The organism is Palleronia aestuarii (assembly GCF_003253995.1).
In the GTDB taxonomy this organism is placed as follows: domain Bacteria; phylum Pseudomonadota; class Alphaproteobacteria; order Rhodobacterales; family Rhodobacteraceae; genus Palleronia; species Palleronia aestuarii.
Genome location: NZ_QKZL01000005.1, coordinates 63,966 through 84,186, shown reverse-complemented (window position 1 = coordinate 84,186; position 20,221 = coordinate 63,966). Strand labels below are relative to the sequence as shown.

At 65.9% G+C, this 20,221-nt stretch carries 19 protein-coding genes; 11 read left to right on the top strand and 8 right to left on the bottom strand.

Going from position 1 to position 20,221, the window contains the following annotated elements:
* The first annotated feature begins 37 nt into the window (after window positions 1-37).
* Complete coding sequence (locus LX81_RS08005) at window positions 38-1,093, top strand: TRAP transporter substrate-binding protein (RefSeq protein WP_111536787.1); 1,056 nt, start codon at window positions 38-40, stop codon at window positions 1,091-1,093.
* Window positions 1,094-1,151: 58 nt separating this feature from the next.
* Here LX81_RS08005 and LX81_RS08000 read toward each other — a convergent pair whose 3' ends face one another.
* Both LX81_RS08000 and LX81_RS07995 read right to left on the bottom strand, forming a co-directional pair.
* Window positions 1,152-1,898, bottom strand: coding sequence for an SDR family NAD(P)-dependent oxidoreductase (locus LX81_RS08000; RefSeq protein WP_111536786.1), 747 nt, complete (start codon window positions 1,896-1,898; stop codon window positions 1,152-1,154).
* Between the two features lie 2 nt (window positions 1,899-1,900).
* Window positions 1,901-2,782: an SMP-30/gluconolactonase/LRE family protein gene (locus LX81_RS07995; protein ID WP_111536785.1), complete on the bottom strand. Its 882-nt coding sequence runs from the start codon at window positions 2,780-2,782 to the stop codon at window positions 1,901-1,903.
* A gap of 602 nt (window positions 2,783-3,384) precedes the next feature.
* On the opposite strand from LX81_RS07995, the gene LX81_RS07990 reads away from it, so the two are divergent.
* Genes LX81_RS07990 through LX81_RS07980 form a run of 3 tightly spaced genes read left to right on the top strand, consistent with a single transcriptional unit; the run spans window position 3,385 to window position 5,418 of the window.
* Window positions 3,385-4,083 (top strand): GntR family transcriptional regulator, encoded by a 699-nt coding sequence (locus LX81_RS07990; RefSeq protein WP_111536784.1) that lies wholly within the window; start codon window positions 3,385-3,387, stop codon window positions 4,081-4,083.
* A 20-nt stretch (window positions 4,084-4,103) separates the two neighbouring features.
* A complete protein-coding gene (locus LX81_RS07985; protein ID WP_111536783.1) occupies window positions 4,104-5,186 on the top strand; it encodes a Gfo/Idh/MocA family protein in 1,083 nt (360 codons plus the stop codon).
* Window positions 5,187-5,214: 28 nt separating this feature from the next.
* Window positions 5,215-5,418 carry a hypothetical protein gene (locus LX81_RS07980; RefSeq protein WP_111536782.1) on the top strand — a complete coding sequence of 68 codons (204 nt, stop codon included), beginning with the start codon at window positions 5,215-5,217 and terminating at the stop codon, window positions 5,416-5,418.
* Window positions 5,419-5,478: 60 nt separating this feature from the next.
* On the opposite strand, the gene LX81_RS07975 is transcribed toward LX81_RS07980, so the two are convergent.
* From LX81_RS07975 to LX81_RS07960, 4 genes are read right to left on the bottom strand one after another with little or no spacing between them, the layout of a single operon-like run.
* On the bottom strand, window positions 5,479-5,799 hold the full coding sequence (locus LX81_RS07975) for a lipid-A-disaccharide synthase N-terminal domain-containing protein (protein ID WP_111536781.1): 321 nt from the start codon (window positions 5,797-5,799) through the stop codon (window positions 5,479-5,481).
* A gap of 2 nt (window positions 5,800-5,801) precedes the next feature.
* Window positions 5,802-6,587 (bottom strand): glycosyltransferase family 2 protein, encoded by a 786-nt coding sequence (locus tag LX81_RS07970; RefSeq protein ID WP_234822532.1) that lies wholly within the window; start codon window positions 6,585-6,587, stop codon window positions 5,802-5,804.
* Window positions 6,584-7,135 (bottom strand): cytochrome b/b6 domain-containing protein, encoded by a 552-nt coding sequence (locus LX81_RS07965; protein ID WP_111536780.1) that lies wholly within the window; start codon window positions 7,133-7,135, stop codon window positions 6,584-6,586. The genes LX81_RS07970 and LX81_RS07965 overlap by 4 nt, the downstream gene beginning before the upstream one ends.
* Window positions 7,128-7,385 (bottom strand): PepSY domain-containing protein, encoded by a 258-nt coding sequence (locus tag LX81_RS07960; RefSeq protein WP_111536779.1) that lies wholly within the window; start codon window positions 7,383-7,385, stop codon window positions 7,128-7,130. Before LX81_RS07960 ends, LX81_RS07965 begins: the two co-directional genes overlap by 8 nt.
* A gap of 119 nt (window positions 7,386-7,504) precedes the next feature.
* Here LX81_RS07960 and LX81_RS07955 point away from each other — a divergent pair, with 119 nt between their 5' ends.
* The 7 genes from LX81_RS07955 (at window position 7,505) to LX81_RS07920 (ending at window position 16,583) form a co-directional block, all read left to right on the top strand.
* Entirely contained in the window at window positions 7,505-8,158 is a 654-nt protein-coding gene (locus LX81_RS07955) for a response regulator transcription factor (RefSeq protein WP_111536778.1), read from the top strand.
* A complete protein-coding gene (locus LX81_RS07950; RefSeq protein WP_111536777.1) occupies window positions 8,155-9,354 on the top strand; it encodes a sensor histidine kinase in 1,200 nt (399 codons plus the stop codon). The genes LX81_RS07955 and LX81_RS07950 overlap by 4 nt, the downstream gene beginning before the upstream one ends.
* A 79-nt stretch (window positions 9,355-9,433) precedes the next feature.
* On the top strand, window positions 9,434-11,023 hold the full coding sequence (locus LX81_RS07945) for an ArnT family glycosyltransferase (protein ID WP_146259405.1): 1,590 nt from the start codon (window positions 9,434-9,436) through the stop codon (window positions 11,021-11,023).
* A gap of 343 nt (window positions 11,024-11,366) precedes the next feature.
* Entirely contained in the window at window positions 11,367-11,840 is a 474-nt protein-coding gene (locus LX81_RS07935; protein ID WP_111536774.1) for a formate dehydrogenase subunit gamma, read from the top strand.
* The gene (locus LX81_RS07930; RefSeq protein ID WP_111536773.1) at window positions 11,840-13,384 is read left to right on the top strand and encodes an NADH-ubiquinone oxidoreductase-F iron-sulfur binding region domain-containing protein; all 1,545 of its coding nucleotides are present in this window, start codon (window positions 11,840-11,842) and stop codon (window positions 13,382-13,384) included. The genes LX81_RS07935 and LX81_RS07930 overlap by 1 nt, the downstream gene beginning before the upstream one ends.
* 56 nt (window positions 13,385-13,440) lie before the next feature.
* Window positions 13,441-16,269 (top strand): formate dehydrogenase subunit alpha, encoded by a 2,829-nt coding sequence (gene fdhF / locus LX81_RS07925; RefSeq protein ID WP_234822547.1) that lies wholly within the window; start codon window positions 13,441-13,443, stop codon window positions 16,267-16,269.
* A 20-nt stretch (window positions 16,270-16,289) separates the two neighbouring features.
* On the top strand, window positions 16,290-16,583 hold the full coding sequence (locus tag LX81_RS07920) for a formate dehydrogenase subunit delta (protein ID WP_211322724.1): 294 nt from the start codon (window positions 16,290-16,292) through the stop codon (window positions 16,581-16,583).
* A 180-nt stretch (window positions 16,584-16,763) separates the two neighbouring features.
* Here the strand turns inward: LX81_RS07920 and LX81_RS07915 are convergent, their stop codons facing one another.
* Both LX81_RS07915 and LX81_RS07910 read right to left on the bottom strand, forming a co-directional pair.
* On the bottom strand, window positions 16,764-17,150 hold the full coding sequence (locus LX81_RS07915) for a response regulator (protein ID WP_111536770.1): 387 nt from the start codon (window positions 17,148-17,150) through the stop codon (window positions 16,764-16,766).
* Window positions 17,151-17,175: 25 nt separating this feature from the next.
* Window positions 17,176-19,608, bottom strand: a complete 2,433-nt coding sequence (locus LX81_RS07910) for an ATP-binding protein (RefSeq protein WP_170133877.1) — start codon at window positions 19,606-19,608, stop codon at window positions 17,176-17,178.
* Window positions 19,609-20,221: the final 613 nt, after the last annotated feature.

The following is a 20,221-nucleotide window of genomic DNA, read 5'->3' as shown; positions in this document are numbered from 1 at the left end:
TCGAAGCCGCTTCGAGGAAACGACAGGGAGGACGGATATGTTGAGACATGTGATGACGGGCGCGGCGCTGGCGTTGGCGCTCGGATCGGGATGGGCCGGGGCGCAGGACTACACCCTTCGCGCCACGGCCAACTCGAACGAGACGGACGAGGATTACGACGGCCTCGTCGTCTTCAAGGATTATGTCGAGAAAGCCTCGAACGGGGCGATCGAGGTCGAGCTGTTCATCGGCACGCAGCTCTGCTCCAATGGGACCGAGTGCCTGCAGGGCGTCGCGGACGGTTCCATCGACATCTTCGTCACCACGAGCGGGGGCGCGGCGGGGATCTTTCCCTACATCCAGGTTTTCGACCTGCCCTATCTCATGCGGTCCGACCGCGTGGCCGAGGCGGTGCTGACCGATGACAGCTTCACCAAGCTCCTGCGCGACAAGGCGCTCGAGGATTCGGGGGGAATGATCCGGATCATGACCATCGGCAACACCGGGGGCTGGCGCAACTTCGCCAACACGCAGAAGCGGATCGCGACGCCCGAGGACCTGCAGGGCATGAAGATCCGCACCGTCGTCGCCGACCTGCCGCAGGAGCTCGTGTCGACGCTGGGCGCCTCGCCCACGCCGATCCCGTGGCCTGAGCTTTTCACCTCGCTGCAGACCGGCGTGGTCGACGGCACCAAGAACGGCATCACCGACATCATGGGGATGAAGTTCACCGATGCCGGGCTAACCCATATGACGCTGGACGGGCACGCATACATGGCGGCGATCTGGGTGATGAACAACGATCGCTTCCAGTCCATGCCCGAGGATCTGAAGCGGGTCGTGGCGAACGGGTTCTACAACCTCCAGCAAGCGACCTTCGCATCGCCGAAGCGCAAGCAGATCGACGCCTATGCGGCCTTCGCGGATGCGGGCGGCGAGGTCTACAATCCCACGTCCGACGAGATGGAGGCGTTCCGCGCGGCGGTCGATCCCGTCTACGACTGGTTCGCCCAGAACGTCGATGGCGGGGAGGAAGTGCTCCAGAGCCTCCGCGACAGCGTCGCGACGGCCGAGGAGCAGATCGACGCCAAGCTTTCCGCCGAAATGGAGTGAACTGGCTCCCCCGGTCAATGACGGCCGGGGGGCTGCTCCTACGGTGGGACCGGCGGCGTCAGTTCTGGGTCAGGCCGGCGTCGCAGACGAAGTTGGCCCCGGTGCACCCCGCGCTTTCGTCGGAGCCGAGAAACAAGGCCATCCGGGCGATGTGGTCGGGCTTCAGGCGAAGCTTCAGTGCCTGGAGGTCGAGGAACTCCCGTTCCTTCTCGGGCGACAGCCACAATGTCTGCTGGCGTTCGGTCAGGATGGCCCCTGGCACGAGGCAATTGACCCGGATGCCGTCCGCGCCCAGTTCCCGCGCCATGGTTTTGGTCAGGCCGTTGATCGCGGCTTTCGCGGTGGTGTAGCCGACCATGCCCGGCCGCCCCCGCATCCACGAGATCGAGCCGAGCATGATCACCGACCCGCCGCCGCGCCTGGCCATGCCGGGGGCCGCGGCCTGCGTGGCGAAGAAATGATGGTCGAGATTCAGCGCCAGCATCCGGCGCCAATCCTCCGGCTCCACCTTCTCCATTTGCTGCCGGTCGTCGCGGCCGGCATTGTTGACGAGCACGTCGAGGCCGTCCCCGCCCTCCGCCTCCGCGACGGCGGCGCGCAGCGCGTCGATATCGGTCAGGTCGCAGTCGATAAACCGCGCACCGGTCTCGTTGGCCAGGGCGGCGCCTTCCTCTGCCGCGATATCGAGGATGGTGAGGCGGGCGCCTTGACCCGCGAAGGCCCGCGCGATCGACGCACCGATGCCGCTGGCACCGCCGGTCACGAGGACGGATCGTCCGTCGAGCGAAGGATAGCGCGCCGTCATCGTCAGGCCTCCGGGTCGAAGAGCGGTTCGGGGAGGCCCGGCACGTCGGTGCGAAGCGCGAAGACGGCGCCCGCCAGCGGATGGGCAGCCAGTTCGTCGTCGCTCCGCCCGGCGCGGGCGGAGGTGATGTAGAGGGTGCGGAAATCCTCGCCCCCGAAGGCGATCATGGTGGGGCAGCGAGCCGGCACCGGGTATTCGGACAGAAGTCGTCCGTCCGGCGCGTAGCGCTGAACCCGTCCGCCTTCGAAGAGCGCGGTCCAGTAGCAGCCGTCCACATCCACCGCGCCGCCATCGGGGCGGCCCCGGTCGGGCGCATTCTCGTCGAGCCGGGCAAAGACACGGCGGTTCTCGGTCCGACCGGTGGCGGGATCGTAATCCTGCGCAAAGATCGTGAAGCGCGGCGTGTCCGAGTGGTAGAGGATGCGCCCGTCCGGTGAGAAGGCGAGCCCGTTCGAGGTCATAAGCCCGCCATCGAGTGCCTCGAGGCCGCGCCGGTCATAGCGGTAGAGACCCGCCGTGCCGCCCGCCTTTGGCTCGTCGATCGTGCCGAGGAGGAACCGGCCCGCGGGATCGGTGCGCCCGTCATTAAAACGGTTGGTCTCCGCCCGTTCGGGGTTCGGGGCCAGCATTCGGTCCACCCGGGCCTCCTCGTCGAGAAGCCAGACGCCGGAGCGCAGACCCGCGACGAACCCGCCACCTCGGGCGAGCGCGAAGCAACCGATTTCCTCCGGCACGCTGTACGTGCGTGTCTCGCCGGTGGCGGGGTCATGGCGATGTAGTCGCTTGCCCGTGATGTCGACGAACCAAAGCGCCTGTTCCGCCACGGACCATACCGGGCATTCACCCAACTGGCAGCGGATGTCGACGGCGAGGGTGGCATTCATGGCTTTACCTCCATATCCGGGCGGATCGTGCTCGCGCGCGGCAAGGTCGCGAGGTTGTACCGGTCTGTATGGCGAGGGGTCTCGACGTTCGGCATTAGCATCTACTTGGCCCAGCGGGTGAAGGGCCATCCGACGGAAGCCGACGCCTCGGTGTCGAAGGCCAACTGCGACGGGTCCGCGTGACTGCCGACGGCACTGCCCCAGTCTTTGCGTATCTCTCCGTGAATTGCGGAATGCCCATCAGTTACGTTCGGAGCATGGCGGCGTGGCATGTCCTACCTGTCGAAGGCTGCGTGTGCGACCGGGATCGAGAGTGGAGGCAGCAGACTGGCGGCGATCCCGAGACCTGCATCGTGACGGAATGGTGAGGACGGTTCGGACCTTCCGTCAGAAAACACGTTCGAACCCGACAAAGCTACATTCGTCCCGCTCGGCTCGAAAAAACGGATAGGCGCCGCAGGGCCGGCGTACCGAAGCATCAGGGTCAGGCTGGCGGATGAGGCGGCCTTGCGCATCGGATCTCCCGCGACGGATTGGACCTTGCCTAGCATTGCGAGGGAGGTGTAGCAATCGTATATCAATTCGTAGCGCTACGTAGGCCCGTGTCCGGTACAGCTCTCCCCCGATACCTGCAGATCTCGGAAGCCCTGATCCGCGACGTCGCGGCGGGGCGGTTGGCCGATGGCGCGCGGCTGCCGCCCGAGCGGGAACTGGCTGTTACCCACGATGCGTCGGTCGGCACGTTGAGAAAGGCGCTGACGCGGCTGGAGGAGATGGGCCTGCTGGAACGCGTCCAGGGGTCGGGCAATTATATTCGCCGACCGCCCAGTGAATTGGGGATCTACCGCTTCTTCCGGCTCGAACTACTGGAGGGCGGGGGGTTGCCGACGGCCGAACTGATCTCGGTCGCGCGGCAGGCGAAGGCGCCGGGGATGCCCGATTTCGGGCAGTCCAGGGATGCGCATTGCATCCGGCGGCTGCGCCGGGTGGGTGGCGTGCCGGCGGCGCTCGAGGAGATCTGGCTGGACGGGGATGTCGTGGCGCAGATCGAACCCGGGGCGCTTTCGGAATCGCTCTACTATTACTACCGCGAGGCGCTCGGCCTTTCGATCGGGTCCATCGAGGATCGTGTGGGCGTCGCCCCGGCACCGGACTGGGCCGCCCCACCCGTCACCCTTGAGCCCGGCGTGCCCGCGGGCTTCGTCGAGCGTCTGAGCCAATCAACGTCCGGCAAGACGGTGGAATATTCACGCACATGGTTCGACAGCGCGCGCCTGAGATACGTCGCGCGGCTGCGATAGAGGGAAGGATCGCGAGAGGCATGATCAATTACGGCATCATCGGCGCCGGCATGATGGGCCAGGAGCATATCCGCAACATTCGGCTTCTGGGTGGCGTACGGATCGATGCGATCATGGAGCCGGACGCGCATATGCGCGCCCGTGCCCTGAACCTCGCGCCCGAGGCGGCGGTGGTCGACGCGATCCCGGACATGCTCGCGAGACGTCAGCTGGATTGCCTCCTGATCGCCAGCCCCAACCATCTCCATGTCCCACAGCTGGAAGAGATCGCACGGCTGCGTCCGCTTCCGCTTCTGGTGGAGAAACCGCTCTATACGGTCGAGGCGGATACGGAGCGGCTGGCGGCGCTGGAGCGATCCTATCCGGCGCCGATCTGGGTCGCGATGGAATACCGCTACATGCCGCCCATCGCCCTGTTCCTCGAGCGCGCAGGTGCCGAGACCGGTGGCATCCGGATGTTGACCCTGCGTGAGCACCGTTTCCCGTTTCTCGACAAGGTCGGCGGCTGGAACCGGTTCAACGCCACGTCGGGCGGCACCCTGGTGGAGAAGTGCTGCCACTTCTTCGATCTGATGCGGGTCGCCACGGGGGCCGAGGCGGTGCGGGTCATGGCGTCGGGCGGCCAGGTGGTAAACTTTCTGGACGAGCGTTACGACGATCGCGTCCCCGATGTCTGGGACAGCGCCTACACGATCGTCGATTTCGACAACGGTGCTCGGGCAATGCTCGAATTATGCATGTTCGCCGAGGGGTCTCGTTATCAGGAGCATTTGAGCGCGATGGGCCCCTCGGGCAAGATCGAGGCGCTGGTGCCCGGGCCGACGCGGTTCTGGAATGTAAACAGCGGCCCCGCACCCGTACCGCGGATCGTCGTCAGCCCGCGCTCGCCGGTAAGCGAGCAAGTGCTCGACGTGCCGGTCGACCCGCATCTCCTAGAGGCCGGAGATCACAATGGATCGACGTTCTACCAGCACCAGAAATTTCTCGAGGTGGTGCGCGGCCGTGGCAAGGTCGAGGTTTCGATGTCCGACGGAGCAAAGGCGGTCGCTATCGGGCTGGCGGCCCAGAAATCGGCGGAACGTGGCGGGGCGATCTCTCTCTGATGCGTTTGAACGCCGAAGGGTTGCTGAGATGCCCCAACCGTTCTCAGGATCGGATGAAATCTCGCCGCGGGACACGAAAGATGTCACCGTGATCCTCGTCGAGCAGAACGTCGGCGAGGCCCTCGCCGCCTCCGATCAGGCTCATGTCCTCGATCACGGGCGCATCGTGCGTTCCTGGCCCGCGGCCGAGCTTGTCGACGACCCCGCGATACAGAAAGCGTATATGGGGTAGTAAGGTGTTCCACGACGTCCGGTTCGTGCCGGAGGAATGACCCCACGGATTATCGTCAGTCTACCCCTCGCTGGAAAGCCCGGCGGAGCGATCGCCTTTGCTCTTGTGCACGAACCACAGGTTCCGGGCGTAGATGGCGAGACCCAGGGATTGCCCGACGATGAAGACCGGATCCTGGCGGTGAATGGCATAGACGAGCAGGACCATTCCGCCGGAGATCGAGAAATACCAGAACAGCGTCGGCAGTACGGAACGCTGCACCCGTTCAGATGCGATCCACTGGACGATGAATCGCCCGGCGAACAGGAACTGGCCGAGGAAGCCCACGGCGAGCCAGGCGAGGTCGGGCCAGTCCTGTGCGCCGACCGACGAGACGTCCATGCTCAAACCTCGTGGTGCGAAACGGAGATCTCGGTGACGCGGCGCGGGCGGCGACTGCCCTTGCTGCGGTGGATCAACCACATCACGCCCAGGAGGTCGGCGGCGCCCGCGATGGCGCGTCCGGCATTGGAGTAATGCGAGCGGCCACCGCGTCGCGGACGATGGCCGACCCCGACATGCTCGATCACGAGCCCCTCCCTGGCGAACAATGCCGGCAGGAATCGATGCATGTGATCGAAGTAGGGAAGGCGCAGATACGCGTCGCGCCGGAACGCCTTCAGCCCGCAACCGGTATCGCGCGTGCCATCGTCGAGACAGGCGGCGCGAAGCCCGTTGGCGAGACGTGAAGCCAGTCGCCGGCTCCATGTGTCGTGCCGCGCCGTGCGCTGACCGGCGACGAGGTCGACGCTCCCGCCGGTGAGCGGACCGACGACGCGTGGCAGGTCTCCCGGAGGGTTCTGCCCGTCGCCGTCGAGCGTCGCGACCATCGCCGCGCGGGCAGCTTCGACGCCGGTACGGATCGCGGCGGATTGCCCCAGAACGGCTTCGTGGGTGATGAGACGCAGTCCCGGCACGAGGGACATCCGGCCGCGGACGACATCCCCGGTGCCGTCGGTCGCGCCATCGTCGACCACAATGATCTCGATCAGTCCCAAGCCGTCGATCGCGGAAATCTCGTCGATGAGCGGGCCGATATTCGCGGCCTCGTTCCGGGCCGGGATCACGATCGACAGATCGGGGACGAGGGCAGTCACGACGACCCGGTCGAGGTTTTCCGCGCGGCTCACGATGCGTTCCTTCCGTCGACGCGCTTGCAGCCGTGGATCATCGCCCCGACCAGGTTCTCACGGTGGCGGAGGCTTCCGAGCAAGACACCGGCCACGTGGAAGAGGGCGAGAACGAGGATGAAGATCGCCGCGCTCTCGTGGATGCTCTCCATCGCGCTCGAGCCCCAGAACATGTCGGTCGTCTGCAGCCAGCCCGTGAGGATCGTGGCCGATATCGCTGCGAGGAGCGCGACGATCATCGCGCCTCCAGCCGGATTGTGTCCGAGGTAGCGCCGCTCCCGACCCCGCGCGAGATCGGCGACATGACGCAGGACCATCCCGGGCCCGCGTACGAAATTGGCGAAACGGGCGCGCCGGGGGCCGACGAATCCCCAGACCAGCCGCAGACCGACCAGCGCGGCGAGCACGTAGCCCGCATCCTCGTGCAGCCATTTCGGGCCGTCCTCGGTGAACCACGCCTCGCCGATCAGCGCGACTTGGCCCCAGTGGAAGAGCCGTACGAACGGATCCCAGACGCGGACCGTGGATTGGGCCGCCTGCTCAATCATCCGAGCCCATTTCCTCGAAAGTGGTGGGATCGAAGAAGATCTCGACGCGTTTTCCACTCTCGTCGTGTCCGTAGACCTCGTAGCATCCGTCCTCCTCCTTCACGTTGGAGACGGTCCAGCCGCGGTCCTGAAGCTGTGTCTGAAGTTCCTCGACAGGACGCCAATCCGCCTTTTCCACATGGAAAATGTCATCGGCCAGGGCGGGCAGGGCGGCGGCAGTCAGAAGGACGGCAAGGATGGCGGATCGCATGGTCTGGGGTCTCTCGAGCTCAATGGCGATACGGCCGTATCCCGCCCCAATCTTGCGCGTCGCTTACGCCGCACCAATTTCTCTCGCGGCCGGTGACGGCGCTGCGCTAGAACTCTGGCATGAGAATACTTCTTGTGGAGGATGCGGCCGATCTTGGCGCGGCGATTGCGGATCATCTCCGGCGCGCGGGCCATGCGGTCGATCATGTCACGACGCGCGACGAGGCGGAGGCTGCCTGGGACGTCGCGGATTATGCCTCGGTTCTGCTCGACCTGGGCCTTCCCGACGGATCCGGGCTGGATCTGCTGCGTGCCCGCCGACGGTCGGGCGACCGCACGCCCGTGGTGATCGCAACCGCCTACGACCAGATCAGCGACCGCATCGCCGGGCTCGACGCCGGTGCCGACGACTACGTGGTGAAGCCGTACGACCCCGACGAGGTGGAGGCACGGCTGCGTGCCGTGGCCCGGCGGGCCGATGGGCTCGCGGCTTCCGAAATCGCGATCGGGCCGCTGGTGATCGACAGGGCGCGGGCGCGGGTGCGCCGCGGGGATGTCGAGATCCGTCTCACATCGCGCGAATGGGCGGTACTCGATGCGCTCGTCTCCGCCCGCGGCCGGATACTCAGCCGCACGGCGTTGGAGGAACGGCTCTTCGCCTTCGACGACGACATCGCGGGCAACGCGGTCGAAGTCTATATCTCCCGTCTGAGATCGAAGATCGGCCGCGAGTTGATCGAGACGAGGCGGGGCCTCGGATACGCGCTTTCATGACCGGAAGCTGGACACTCGCGGGGCGACTGGTCCGGCGCATCCTCGCCATCGTCGTCACCGGCTGGTCGCTCGCCATGGCGCTCGGCCTCTGGTCGCTCGCCCATGAGATCGACGAGTTGCTGGATCAGGGGCTCGAGGCCCGCGCCGGCTACGCCCTCGACCTGCTCGGGGCAGGTGTTCCGGCCGAAGAGATCCCCCTCGGCGAAGGCGATGTTCTGTGGGTCGACGAAGCGTCCGCGCCGGCGCCCTGGCCCGCCGACGCCGCGGCTCGACACTCGACGCTTTCCTGGCATGTCCACCGCGCCGAAAGGGATGGCCTCGCCGTGGAGATCGGCCAATCCTCCGCGTTCCGGCGAGAGGAATTCTGGGAGAGCGCGGGGGCTTTTCTCGTATTGATGGTCCCTCTCGTTCTAATCGTCGCGCTGACCGTGATCCTGACCGTCCGCGCAGCACTCGGTCCTGCCCGCAGGCTCGCGAGGTCCATTGCCACGCGCGACGCGGTCGATCTCACGCCGCTTTCCGTCGAGGGTCTGCCGGGCGAACTCCGGCCTGTCGCGCTTTCCATGAACGATTACCTCGCGCGGATCGCCCGGCTGCACATGGCCGAGCGCGCCTTCGCGGCCAATGCCGCGCACGAGTTGCGTACCCCGCTCGCCACGGCGCGGGCGGAGACGACGGCGCTGCGCGACGGCCACGGGACCGTTGCGCAGGTGGACCGTGCGCTCGAGCGTCTGACGCGAATTGTCGACCGGCTGCTGCAACTCGCGCGTGCCGAGGCAGGCGACGTTGCGCGATCCGAGCCGGTGGACCTTGTCGCCCTCGCGCGCCACGTCCTTGCCGAGTTTCCGACCTCCATCGCCTTGGACGATGGCGATGTCCCGCGGCGAACCGTCCGAAGCGATGCCGACCTGCTGGCGATCCTGCTGCGCAACCTTGTTGCGAATGCGCTCGAACACGGCACCGGCAATGTCCGTGTGCGCGTGGGGGCCGCGCATCTCGCCGTGGAGAACCGCGCGGCGGAGGGCGCGGCGCTCCGGTCGGGGCGGTTCGACAAGGGCCATGCGTCGCAAGGCACTGGACTCGGGCTGACCATCGTGGAGACCATCGCGACCCAGCTCGGCCTCGTGCTGGACCGCTCCGTCGCGGAGGACCGCGTGCTGGTGGCGCTCCGCTTCCCGGCCACCCCGACAAGCTGAGCCCTCGGCGTCAGCCGAGCGCAAGCTTCATGCCCAATCCGTGCCCGCGACCGATGGAAGGGAGCGTGTGGATTTGTCGATGCAACAAGGGTTCGGGGGGATCGCTACCGCCCGATGGGGCGCGCTCCCCGCGGCGATGGCGTTTCTCGTCGTCGCCGTATCGGGCATCCTTCTGCGTCCCGCCCTGCCGGTCGACGAGACCCGCTATCTCTCCGTCGCCTGGGAGATGTGGTTCCGAGGTGATCTGCTGGTCCCGACGAAGAACTTCGCCCTCTACACCCACAAGCCACCACTCCTCTTCTGGCTTATACACGCGATCTGGCAGGTGACGGGGGTGTCGGAGATCGCTGCGCGCATGGCCGGCCCGTTAGCCGCCACGGCCGCGATCCTGGTGACGGGCCGTCTTGCCGCGCGGCTCTGGCCCGACGATCCCGGCGCGGCGGGTCGGGCCGGATGGGCGCTTGCGGGCAGCGCGGTCTTCGTCATCTCGGGCCAGCTCACGATGTTCGACGCGCTTCTCGCGCTCTGCACGTTGCTGACCATGCTCGCCGTCCTGACCGCGGGGAGGACCGGACAACGGCGCTGGTGGGTCGCGGCCGGACTGGCACTCGGATTGGGCGGGCTGACGAAGGGGCCGGTGATACTCGTCCACGTCCTGCCCGCGATGCTCGCCATGCCCCTGTGGGCAGCGCCAGCGCATTCCCGCGGATGGCGCGCGGGACTGGAAGGTACGGGGATCGCGCTTGCCACGGGCGCAGCCCTCGTCGCCCTCTGGGTCGTCCCGGCCGGGCTGGCGGCGGGCGCGGGTTGGCTCGATGCCGTCCTCTGGCGGCAAAGCGCGGGGCGCATGGCCGAATCCTTCGCCCATGCCCGTCCCTGGTGGTTCTACATCGCGTTGCTGCCGATCCTCCTTTTCCCCTGGGCCTATCTGCCGAAGCTCTGGCATCAGGCCCGCAGCGTCGGCTGGTCGGAGCCCGGCCTCCGGCTCGCGCTCGTATGGATCGTGCCCGCATTCGTCGGTTTCAGTCTCATCAGCGGGAAGCAACTCCACTATCTCGTTCCGGAACTTCCCGCCGTCGCACTTGTCGTGGGCCGTCTGTCCCGCGCGGTCCGACCGTCTGCAATGTTGCCGGCCCTCGTTGTCGGTGCCGTCGGCCTGCTCCTCTTCGCCGGGCTTGTCGGAATGGTCCCCATGGGGCGGATCGGCACCATGCTTCAACCATCATGGGCAGTCGTCCTAGTCGCGACAGCGCTCGTCGGAGTGGCTTTCGGCGTGGCGCGCCTTGGCGGATCGATCGGCGCGGCGTTCGCCACGCTGGGGCTGGTGCTCGGACTGAACGTGCTCGTAGGCGGGACGGCGATCGGATCGAGATACGACGCCCATCGGATCGCGGACATCCTGACGGATCGGGAGGAGGAGGGCATTGCCCTCTACGACGAAGAATATCAGGCCGAGTTCACTTTTGCCGGACGCCTCACGCGACCGATAACCGAAGTTTCGATGTTGCCCGTACTGTCGGAGTGGATCGAGGACCATCCGGAGGGTCTGATCATCGGTCGGAAAGACCGCGACATGCCCCCTTGGCCATTTCACCAGGAGATCGATTTTCGGGGACGGCCCTACGCGATCTGGCGGGTCGCGGATTATGGCAACGGCGCGATGCAGTGATCCTGTCCGTGCAATTCAGCATGAAACGATGACGGCGCGCCTCCGGAATGTCGATTGCGCAAGCTAGGCACCACGGCCCATTGACGCGCGAACAACTCGAGGAAGTTACGGAGTCCACCAGTGAATTCGGGACGCCAATAACTGTAAATTTCACCCTCAACCCGGCCTTCGAGGGTATGCCGCTTGCGTGGAACACCGTGACGGAAATGTTCGCGGAACAGTCGCTTCTCACGTGATCGAAGGGCCACGGTAGATTAGGTAGGCAAGTGAAAATCGCTACTGCACGCGCGGAAGCACGCACTGGTTCGCGAGGAGGCGGGCCGCGTGGCGTAAGGGAGGTCAGATGACGACACCGACGGGCTCAGAGGTCGCCGAGGCCGTGGCTCAGATCGCCGCGATGCACGCGGGCCGGGAAGGGCCGCTCCTGCCGATCCTGCAGGATGTGCAGGCGCGGTTCGGCCACATTCCGGAGGCTTCCATGCAGCCCATCGCGGAGGCATTGAACATCGGTCGGGCCGAGGTGCATGGCGTTGTCAGCTTCTATCACGACTTCCATACCGAGCCCCGGGGGCGGCATGTCGTGAGGGTCTGCCGGTCGGAAGCCTGCCAGGCCCGCGGCGGTCGCGCGGTGGAGGAGGGGGTGCGCGAGGCCCTGGGCCTCGATTGGAACGAGACCACGGCGGACGGCCGGGTGACGCTGGAGCCCGTCTATTGCCTCGGCCTCTGCGCCAGCGGTCCCAACGCCACGATAGACGACCGCCCGGCCGGACGGCTCGACGCCGACCGGATCGCCGGTCTCGTGGCGGAGTTGCGCTGATGGCGGGACTCGATGGCGTCACCCGGATCTTCGTGCCGGGCGACATGGCCGCCCGCTCGCTCGGCGCCGATGCCGTGGCCGAGGCCATCGCCGCCGAAATCGGACCCGATATCCGGCTGACGCGGAACGGCACGAGGGGGATGATCTTTCTCGAGCCCCTGGTGGAGATGGAGCGTGACGGCATCCGTCACGCCTACGGCCCCGTCGAGCCGCACGAGGTCGCATCGCTCCTCGCCGATCCCGAAAGTCATCCCAAGGCGCTCGGACCGGTGGACGAGATCGACTGGATGCGGCTGCAGACTCGCCTGACCTTCGCGCGGTGCGGTGTCATCGATCCGCTCGACTTCGCCGAATACGAGGCGCACGGGGGACTGAAGGGGCTGCGGAACGCCCTGGCCTCGGGCAGGCAGGCGATCCTCGACGAGGTCACGGCTTCGGGCCTGCGCGGACGGGGCGGCGCGGGATTTCCCACGGGGATCAAGTGGACCACGGTTGCGAGGGCGGAGGCGCCGTGGAAGTACATCGTCGCAAATGCCGACGAGGGCGACAGCGGCACCTTCGCCGACCGCATCGTCATGGAGGGCGATCCCTTCACCCTCATCGAGGGGATGGCCATCGCCGGGCTCGCGACCGGGGCCACGCAGGGCTATGTCTACCTGCGAAGTGAATATCCCGACGCGATCCGGGTGATGGAGGCGGCCGTGGCCATCGCGCGCGAGAACGGCGTGCTCGGGCCTGACATCCTCGGCTCTGGCGAGGCCTTCGACATGGAGATCCGGGTGGGCGCGGGGGCCTATGTCTGCGGCGAGGAGACGTCGCTTCTCAACAGCCTCGAAGGCAAGCGCGGGGTGGTCCGCGCCAAGCCGCCGCTTCCGGCGCTCGAAGGGTTCATGGGTCGGCCCACCGTGGTCAACAACGTCGTCAGCCTCGCGACCGTGCCCTGCATCCTCGCCGAGGGCGGCAAGACCTACGCAGCCCACGGGATCGGCAAGTCGCTCGGCACGATCCCGCTTCAGATCGCGGGCAACGTGCGGTTCGGCGGTCTCTTCGAGATCGCCTTCGGCATGACGCTCGGCGAGATCGTGGACAAGATCGGCGGCGGCACCGCCTCCGGTCGGCCGGTGCGGGCCGTGCAGGTGGGCGGACCGCTCGGCGCCTACTTCCCGCGCGCGCTGTTCGACACGCCCTTCGGATACGAGGATTTTTCGTCGAAGAGCGGGCTCATCGGCCATGCCGGGATCGTCGTCTTCGACGACAGCGTCGACATGGGCGAGATGGCCCGCTTCGCGATGGAATTCTGCGCCATAGAAAGCTGCGGCAAGTGCACGCCCTGCCGCATCGGAGCCGTCCGGGGCGTCGAGACGATCGACCGCATCCGCGCCGGAGACGCCGCCGCGAAAGAGCTTCTGACCGATCTTTGCGACACGATGACCGCCGGCTCGCTCTGTGCCCTCGGCGGCTTCACGCCCTATCCGGTGATGAGCGCGCTGCGTCACTTCCCCGAGGATTTCCAGCCCGCATCCCAGAGGGAGGCCGCAGAATGACCATACCGCTGTCCAGGACGATCGACCGTGGCACCAAGCGCGGCACCTCCGAGACCATGGTCACCCTGACCGTCGACGGCACCGAGGTGACGGTGCCCGCCGGAACCTCGATCATGCGCGCCGCGTCGGAGGCAGAGATCGCGGTGCCGAAGCTCTGCGCGACCGACATGCTCGACGCGTTCGGGTCCTGCCGCCTCTGTCTCGTGGAGATCGAGGGGCGGAACGGCACGCCGTCCTCCTGCACCACGCCGGTGGCCGATGGCATGGTGGTCCACACGCAGACCGACCGGCTGAAGAAGCTCCGCAAGGGGGTGATGGAGCTCTACATTTCCGACCACCCGCTCGACTGCCTGACCTGCGCCGCGAACGGCGATTGCGAGTTGCAGGACATGGCCGGTGCCGTGGGATTGCGCGACGTGCGCTACGACAGCGTGGCCGAGAAGGGCACGCATTTCCAGATCCGCAACACGGCCGGAGAGAACAATCCGTTCTACCTGCCCAAGGACCAGTCGAACCCTTATTTCGACTACGATCCGTCGAAATGCATCGTCTGCTCACGCTGCGTGCGTGCCTGCGAGGAGGTTCAGGGCACCTTCGCGCTGACCATCGCGGGGCGCGGCTGGGACAGTCGGGTGTCGGCGGGAACCTCGCTCGACGACATGCTGTCGTCCGATTGCGTCTCCTGCGGGGCCTGCGTGCAGGCCTGCCCGACCGCGACGCTGGTCGAAAAGAGCGTCGTTGAGATCGGCACTCCCGAGCGCAGCGTGGTGACGACCTGCGCCTATTGCGGCGTCGGCTGCTCCTTTGAGGCGCAGATGCGCGGCGACGAGCTGGTGCGCATGGTGCCTTACAAGGACGGCAAGGCCAATCGCGGCCATTCCTGCGTCAAGGGCCGCTTCGCCTACGGCTATGCCGAGCATCCCGACCGCATCCTCTCGCCGATGATCCGCGACCGGATCGACGAGCCCTGGCGCGAGGTATCCTGGGAGGAGGCGCTCGGCTTCGCCGCGAAACGTCTCAAGGGCATCCAGGCCGAAAAGGGCCGCCGCTCGATCGGCGTCATCACGTCGAGCCGCTGCACCAACGAGGAGACCTATCTGGTCCAGAAACTTGCCCGCGGCGTGTTTCTCAACAATAACACGGACACCTGCGCCAGGGTCTGCCATTCGCCCACCGGCTACGGGCTCGGCCAGACCTACGGCACCTCGGCGGGCACGCAGGATTTCGACTCCGTGGAACATGCCGACGTGGTGCTGGTGATCGGCGCCAATCCCACCGACGGCCATCCGGTCTTCGCCAGCCGCCTCAAGAAACGCCTGCGGCAGGGCGCGAAGCTGATCGTCGTGGATCCGCGCCGCATCGACCTCGTCAAGACACCCCATGTCGAGGCGGCCCACCACCTGCCGCTCCGGCCCGGCACGAACGTCGCCGTGGTGACGGCCATGGCCCACGTCATCGTCGCCGAGGGGCTGCAGGACCAGGCCTTCATCGACGAACGCTGCGATGCCGAGGCCTTCGCCGATTACCTCGAGTTCGTCAGCGATCCGCGCCATGCCCCCGAGGCGATGGAGGAGGTCACCGGCGTCCCGGCGGAAACGCTGAGGCAGGCCGCGCGCCTCTACGCCACCGGAGGACGGGCGGCGATCTATTACGGGCTCGGTGTGACGGAGCATTCGCAGGGCTCCACCACGGTCATCGGCATCGCCAATCTTGCCATGCTGACCGGCAATGTCGGGATCGAAGGGGCCGGTGTGAACCCGCTCCGCGGTCAGAACAACGTCCAAGGCTCCTGCGACATGGGCTCCTTCCCGCATGAGCTTCCGGGCTATCGCCACGTCAAGCACGACGACGCGCGCGAGATCTTCGAGAGCCGCTGGGGGGTGAAGATCGATCCCGAGCCGGGCCTGCGGATCCCCAACATGTTCGACGCCGCGCTCGACGGATCGTTCGGCGGGCTCTACTGCCAGGGCGAGGACATCGTTCAATCCGATCCCGATACGAGCCACGTGGTCGCGGCGCTCTCCGCGATGGATTGCGTGATCGTGCACGACCTCTTCCTAAACGAGACGTCCAACTACGCCCACGTCTTCCTGCCCGGATCGTCTTTCCTCGAAAAGGACGGCACCTTCACCAATGCCGAGCGGCGGATCAACCGGGTGCGCCGGGTCATGGCGCCGCGCGCGCGATACGCCGACTGGGAAGTCACGCAACTGCTCGCCGCCGCGATGGGCACGGAATGGGGATATACCCACCCGTCGGAGATCATGGACGAGATCGCGGCGACGACACCGTCCTTCGCGGGCGTCACCTACGGGCTTCTGGAGGAGAAGGGCTCGGTCCAGTGGCCCTGCAACGAGGTACATCCCGAGGGCACGCCCATGATGCATGTCGAGGGTTTCGTGCGCGGCAAGGGCCGCTTCATCCGGACCGATTACGTCGCGACTGAGGAGCGGAGCGGGCCGCGCTATCCGCTTCTCCTGACGACCGGGCGGATCCTGTCGCAGTACAATGTCGGCGCCCAGACCCGGCGGACGGCCAACACGATCTGGCACGACGAGGACCGGCTAGAGATCAATCCTCATGACGCGGAGAACCGTGGCGTGAGGGACGGCGACTGGGTCCGCATCGCCTCGCGCGCTGGGGAGACGACCCTCCGGGCGCAGATCACCGACAGAGTGGCGGCGGGCGTCGTCTACACCACGTTCCACCACCCCGACACGCAGGCCAACGTCGTGACCACCGACAATTCGGATTGGGCCACGAACTGCCCGGAATACAAGGTGACGGCGGTGCAGGTCGCGCCCTCCAACGGACCGTCCGACTGGCAGGAACGCTATTCCGACCACGCCGAAGCCGCACGGCGCATCGACTACGCGGCCGAATAGCCCCAGGGAGACGACGTCCAGTGCGACCCGAGAAGCTCGTTGGCATGGCCAACCAGATCAGCCTCTTCATGGAGAGCAAGACGGATCGGGACGAGGCGCTGGAGGGCCTCGCCGCGCATATCAACGATTTCTGGGATCCCAGAATGCGGCGCCAGTTCGTCGATGCGGTCTCGTCGGATGACGACCTGCCGGCGCGCGATCTCGTCCGCCGCGCGCTTCCCCTGATCCGGCTTTCGCGGGAGGACGACGATCTGCCCGGCGCGCCGAAATCTCCCGCGGGTTCCGAGCCGATCAATCCCGCTCATCGCGACTGATCTGCGGCGGCTTCGGAACGGCAGAAAGTACACGCGGTACGTGTCGGGCGTCGAGAGACCTCGCGAACGCGCCCGGTTCTCGTCATCGCGGCCACGCGAAGGGAGCCGCAAATCGATGAGCCGATCGATCACAAAACCCATCGAGGACGCAAACCGTTTTCCGGCACTTTCGAAGAAAGATCAGCCGGCCGCGACGATCCCGCGGCTTTCGACTATTTCCCGGACGTCCTCGGCGAGCGTCATCGGGTCGAACGGCTTCGTGATCACGCCGATCGCGCCGAGTTGCATGAGGTCATCGACGATGTGCTTCTGCGCCGCGGCGGTCATGAAGATGACCGGGGTGCCGGCCGTCCGCGCATGGCCGCGCAAGGTCTTCAGGAGGCTGGGACCGTCCATGTCCGGCATCATCACGTCGAGCAGGAGAAGTTCCGGATCGATCTCCGCTGCCCTCTCCAGTGCGTCGGCTCCGTTCGCGACGGATGTCACTTCGAAGTCCGGATCGAATTTCAGGGCCAGTTCGGCAATCTCGCGGATATCGGCTTCGTCCTCGACATGAAGAATTTTCATGGTCTGCCTGTCCTTCCGGTCTTTTTCATGCTGCCGACGCCGAGAGATGTGATCTGTCGAGGGGTTTTCCCGCAAGCGTGGCCAGGACGGTCTGTGCGACCTCCGCTTCCTTCACGCGCGACTTCGTCATGACGCCCTTGACGTACCGGGCGACGTCCGGATCGACATCGTAGGCCGAGAACACGATGATCGGCGTGCTCGGTGCAATTTCTTTCACGAGCTGCTGTCCGGCGCCGTCCGGAAGTTCGAGGTCGAGGAGGATGAGATCGAACTTGCCCGTCGCGAGGCACGACCGTGCCTCCGTCAGCGTCCTGGCCGATGTCATGTTCACGTCCTCTCCCAGATGCTGGCGGAAGATCTCGTGCAGGTACGTGTCGTCCTCGACATAGAGAATATGCGAACGGGCAGGGCGCATCGCGAGTACAGCATCCAGGGCCTGTCTCAGACCGACCTTTTCGAGCGGCTTCGCGAGCCGGATCAACGTCTCCGTCACTGCCCCGCAATCATCCTCTCCGCTTTCCACGACGGCGATGACCGGAAAGTCCCGCGTCCTCTCGTCCGCCGCGAGGCGGTTCAGCAGGGGGGCGGGGGAACCGATGCCGGCATCGAGCACCAGTGCCGCGTACTGATTGCGGCAGGCGAGGCCATAGGCCGCATCGGCGTCCTGGGCGATATCGGCAACCAGCGACAGGGGTGCAGCGGTTTCCGTCGCCGTCCGGGTCAGGTCCCCGTCATTGCTGCAGATCAGCACGCGTCGGCCGGTCGCCAGGACGTTCGGCATGAGACCGCCCATCCCCTGCACCGAGACCGCGGGCAGATCGACGTGAAAGGTCGTCCCGCTCCCCTCGATCGAGTCGAACCAGAGCGTTCCGTCCATCGCCTCTACGAGGGCCTTGCTGATATTCAATCCGAGGCCGGTCCCGCCGACGCTGCGCGTGTTCGACATTTCGTTCTGGCAGAACGGCTTGAAGATGCGGTCGCGGAACGCCGCCGGAATGCCGGGACCTTCGTCGGTCACCGAGATGCGGATCTTGTCGTCGACATGATGGATCGAGGTCGTGACGACCCCCTCTTTCGGCGAGAACTTGATCGCGTTCGACAGGAGGTTAGCGAGGACCTGATCGAGCCGCGCGGGATCGATCATGGCTTCGCCCGCGGGCACGTGATCTTCGACGACGAGCCGGATTTTCTTATCCGGCGCGTAGTTCGCAGCCGAGGTAATGGCATCGTCGACATGGAACCGGATTTCCTGCCGCTTCATCGACATCCGCATCTTGCCCGATCGGATCTTCTGCATGTCGAGGAGATCGTTGATGAGCAGGACGAGGCGCTCCGCGTTGCGATTGGCGATGTTCAGCATCCCCAAGAGCTTGTCGGGCAACTGCTCGGTGCCGAGGCCGAGAACGAGGCCCAGCGAGCCCCGGATCGACGTGAGCGGGGTCCTGAGCTCGTGGCTGACGGTGGAGATGAACTCGTCCTGAAGCTTCTCCGTGATCTTCCGCTCGGTGACATCGACGATGGAACCGTCCCAGACGCATCGGCCGTCACGGTCCTTACGGATGCCCGCGCGGATGTAGATCCACTTCTCCTGGCCGCCGGAGGTTCTGCATGACATCTCGTGGCTCCATGCGCCGAACTCGGCCACGGATGCCTCGAGCTTGTCCTTGATGAGCGCCGTGACCTCGCCATCCGAGATCGTGTCGAGCTTCTCGAAATCCGCGAGGAGGTCGTCGGGCCGAACCTCGATGATACGTTCGACGGCCCGGGAGACGTAGGTGAAATTTGGCATGCCGTCTCTGTCGCGGACGATCTGGAACAACGCGACCGGGGCATGCTCCGCTATGGCGTCGATCTGGGCCTGCTTTTCATCGTGTTCCCTGATGGCGTGGGACCGCTCGAAATCGCGGACCAGCATCGAGCCCATGAGCACGGTCGCGAGGAAATTCGTGGGTATCAGGAGAGCGTTCGAAACGAGGAACACGTCCCACGGGGCATTGCTGATCGTGAGGAGGATCACGGACGGGACCGTTCCCGCGACGATGGCCTGGCTCACCACATAGAGGATGGTCGGACGTTGCTTCAGGTACTGGAACCACCAGCACCACAGGAGCCCGGCGGCAAGACCGGTGCCGAGAATGTAGGTCGCGCCCGCGACCGCTCCCACCCCGCCGTATGCCAATCTCAGGAAAGCGAGAGACGAGGCGGTGATGGCGACGCTCACCGGGCCGCCGAACGCAGCGGAAAGCACGACGACGGCACCGCGGGGATCGGTCAGGATCCCGGGGACGACCTCGAACCCGTTCTCCATCACCACGACGCCGACGAGCGTGAAAAGCAATCCGAGCAGCGCACTCCCGACCCAGAAGCGGTTTGCGAACCGACTATGGATCGCGCTCACGATCAGGACGGAAAGAAGTACGATCGATCCGCTCTCGACCATCGATACGATGCCCTGCATTCTGCAGACCCCTGACATTCCATCCGAATTCTCAGGCGAAACTGCAGGATCAAGGTGAAGATTCGGTGAAGGAACGGCGGTCGGGAACGCGCGCGACACGCTATGCCGCCGCCATGACGCCTTCGCCGGCGTCGATCGAGCGTCTCACGATCTCGAACGGCCCACGTTCGCTGGACGCGCTCCGGTTCGGGATGACGCCATGCGGGACGCATCGTATCGGACCTCAAAGAGCGAGATCTGGCCTTCAGTGGCCGCGAGAACGATAGGGTATCAGCGAAGGAAGCCTCGGCGTCCGGTGCGGGTGATTACGCAAGATCAGGGCATTTGGCCCGGCCCGATGCCCGGTGGGCGAGGCGATCAAAACTCACGTCATCCTATCAGGGGAATGCCACCTCCCTTCGGAGCTATCATGGAAAACTGAGCGTCAGCGTCACTGGCAGAGGACTCCACGATGCGACCCTCATTGCAGGTTCAGATTTCGAATAGCGACCGATTTGGGGAGCGTTCTATGTATCGCCAAGGCTTATGCGAGCCTCCCGAGATGTCATCGCCGACCGCCGCAGGTTGCGGGCACCCGCGGTAAAATTCGAACGACTTTCGTGGATTTCGCAAT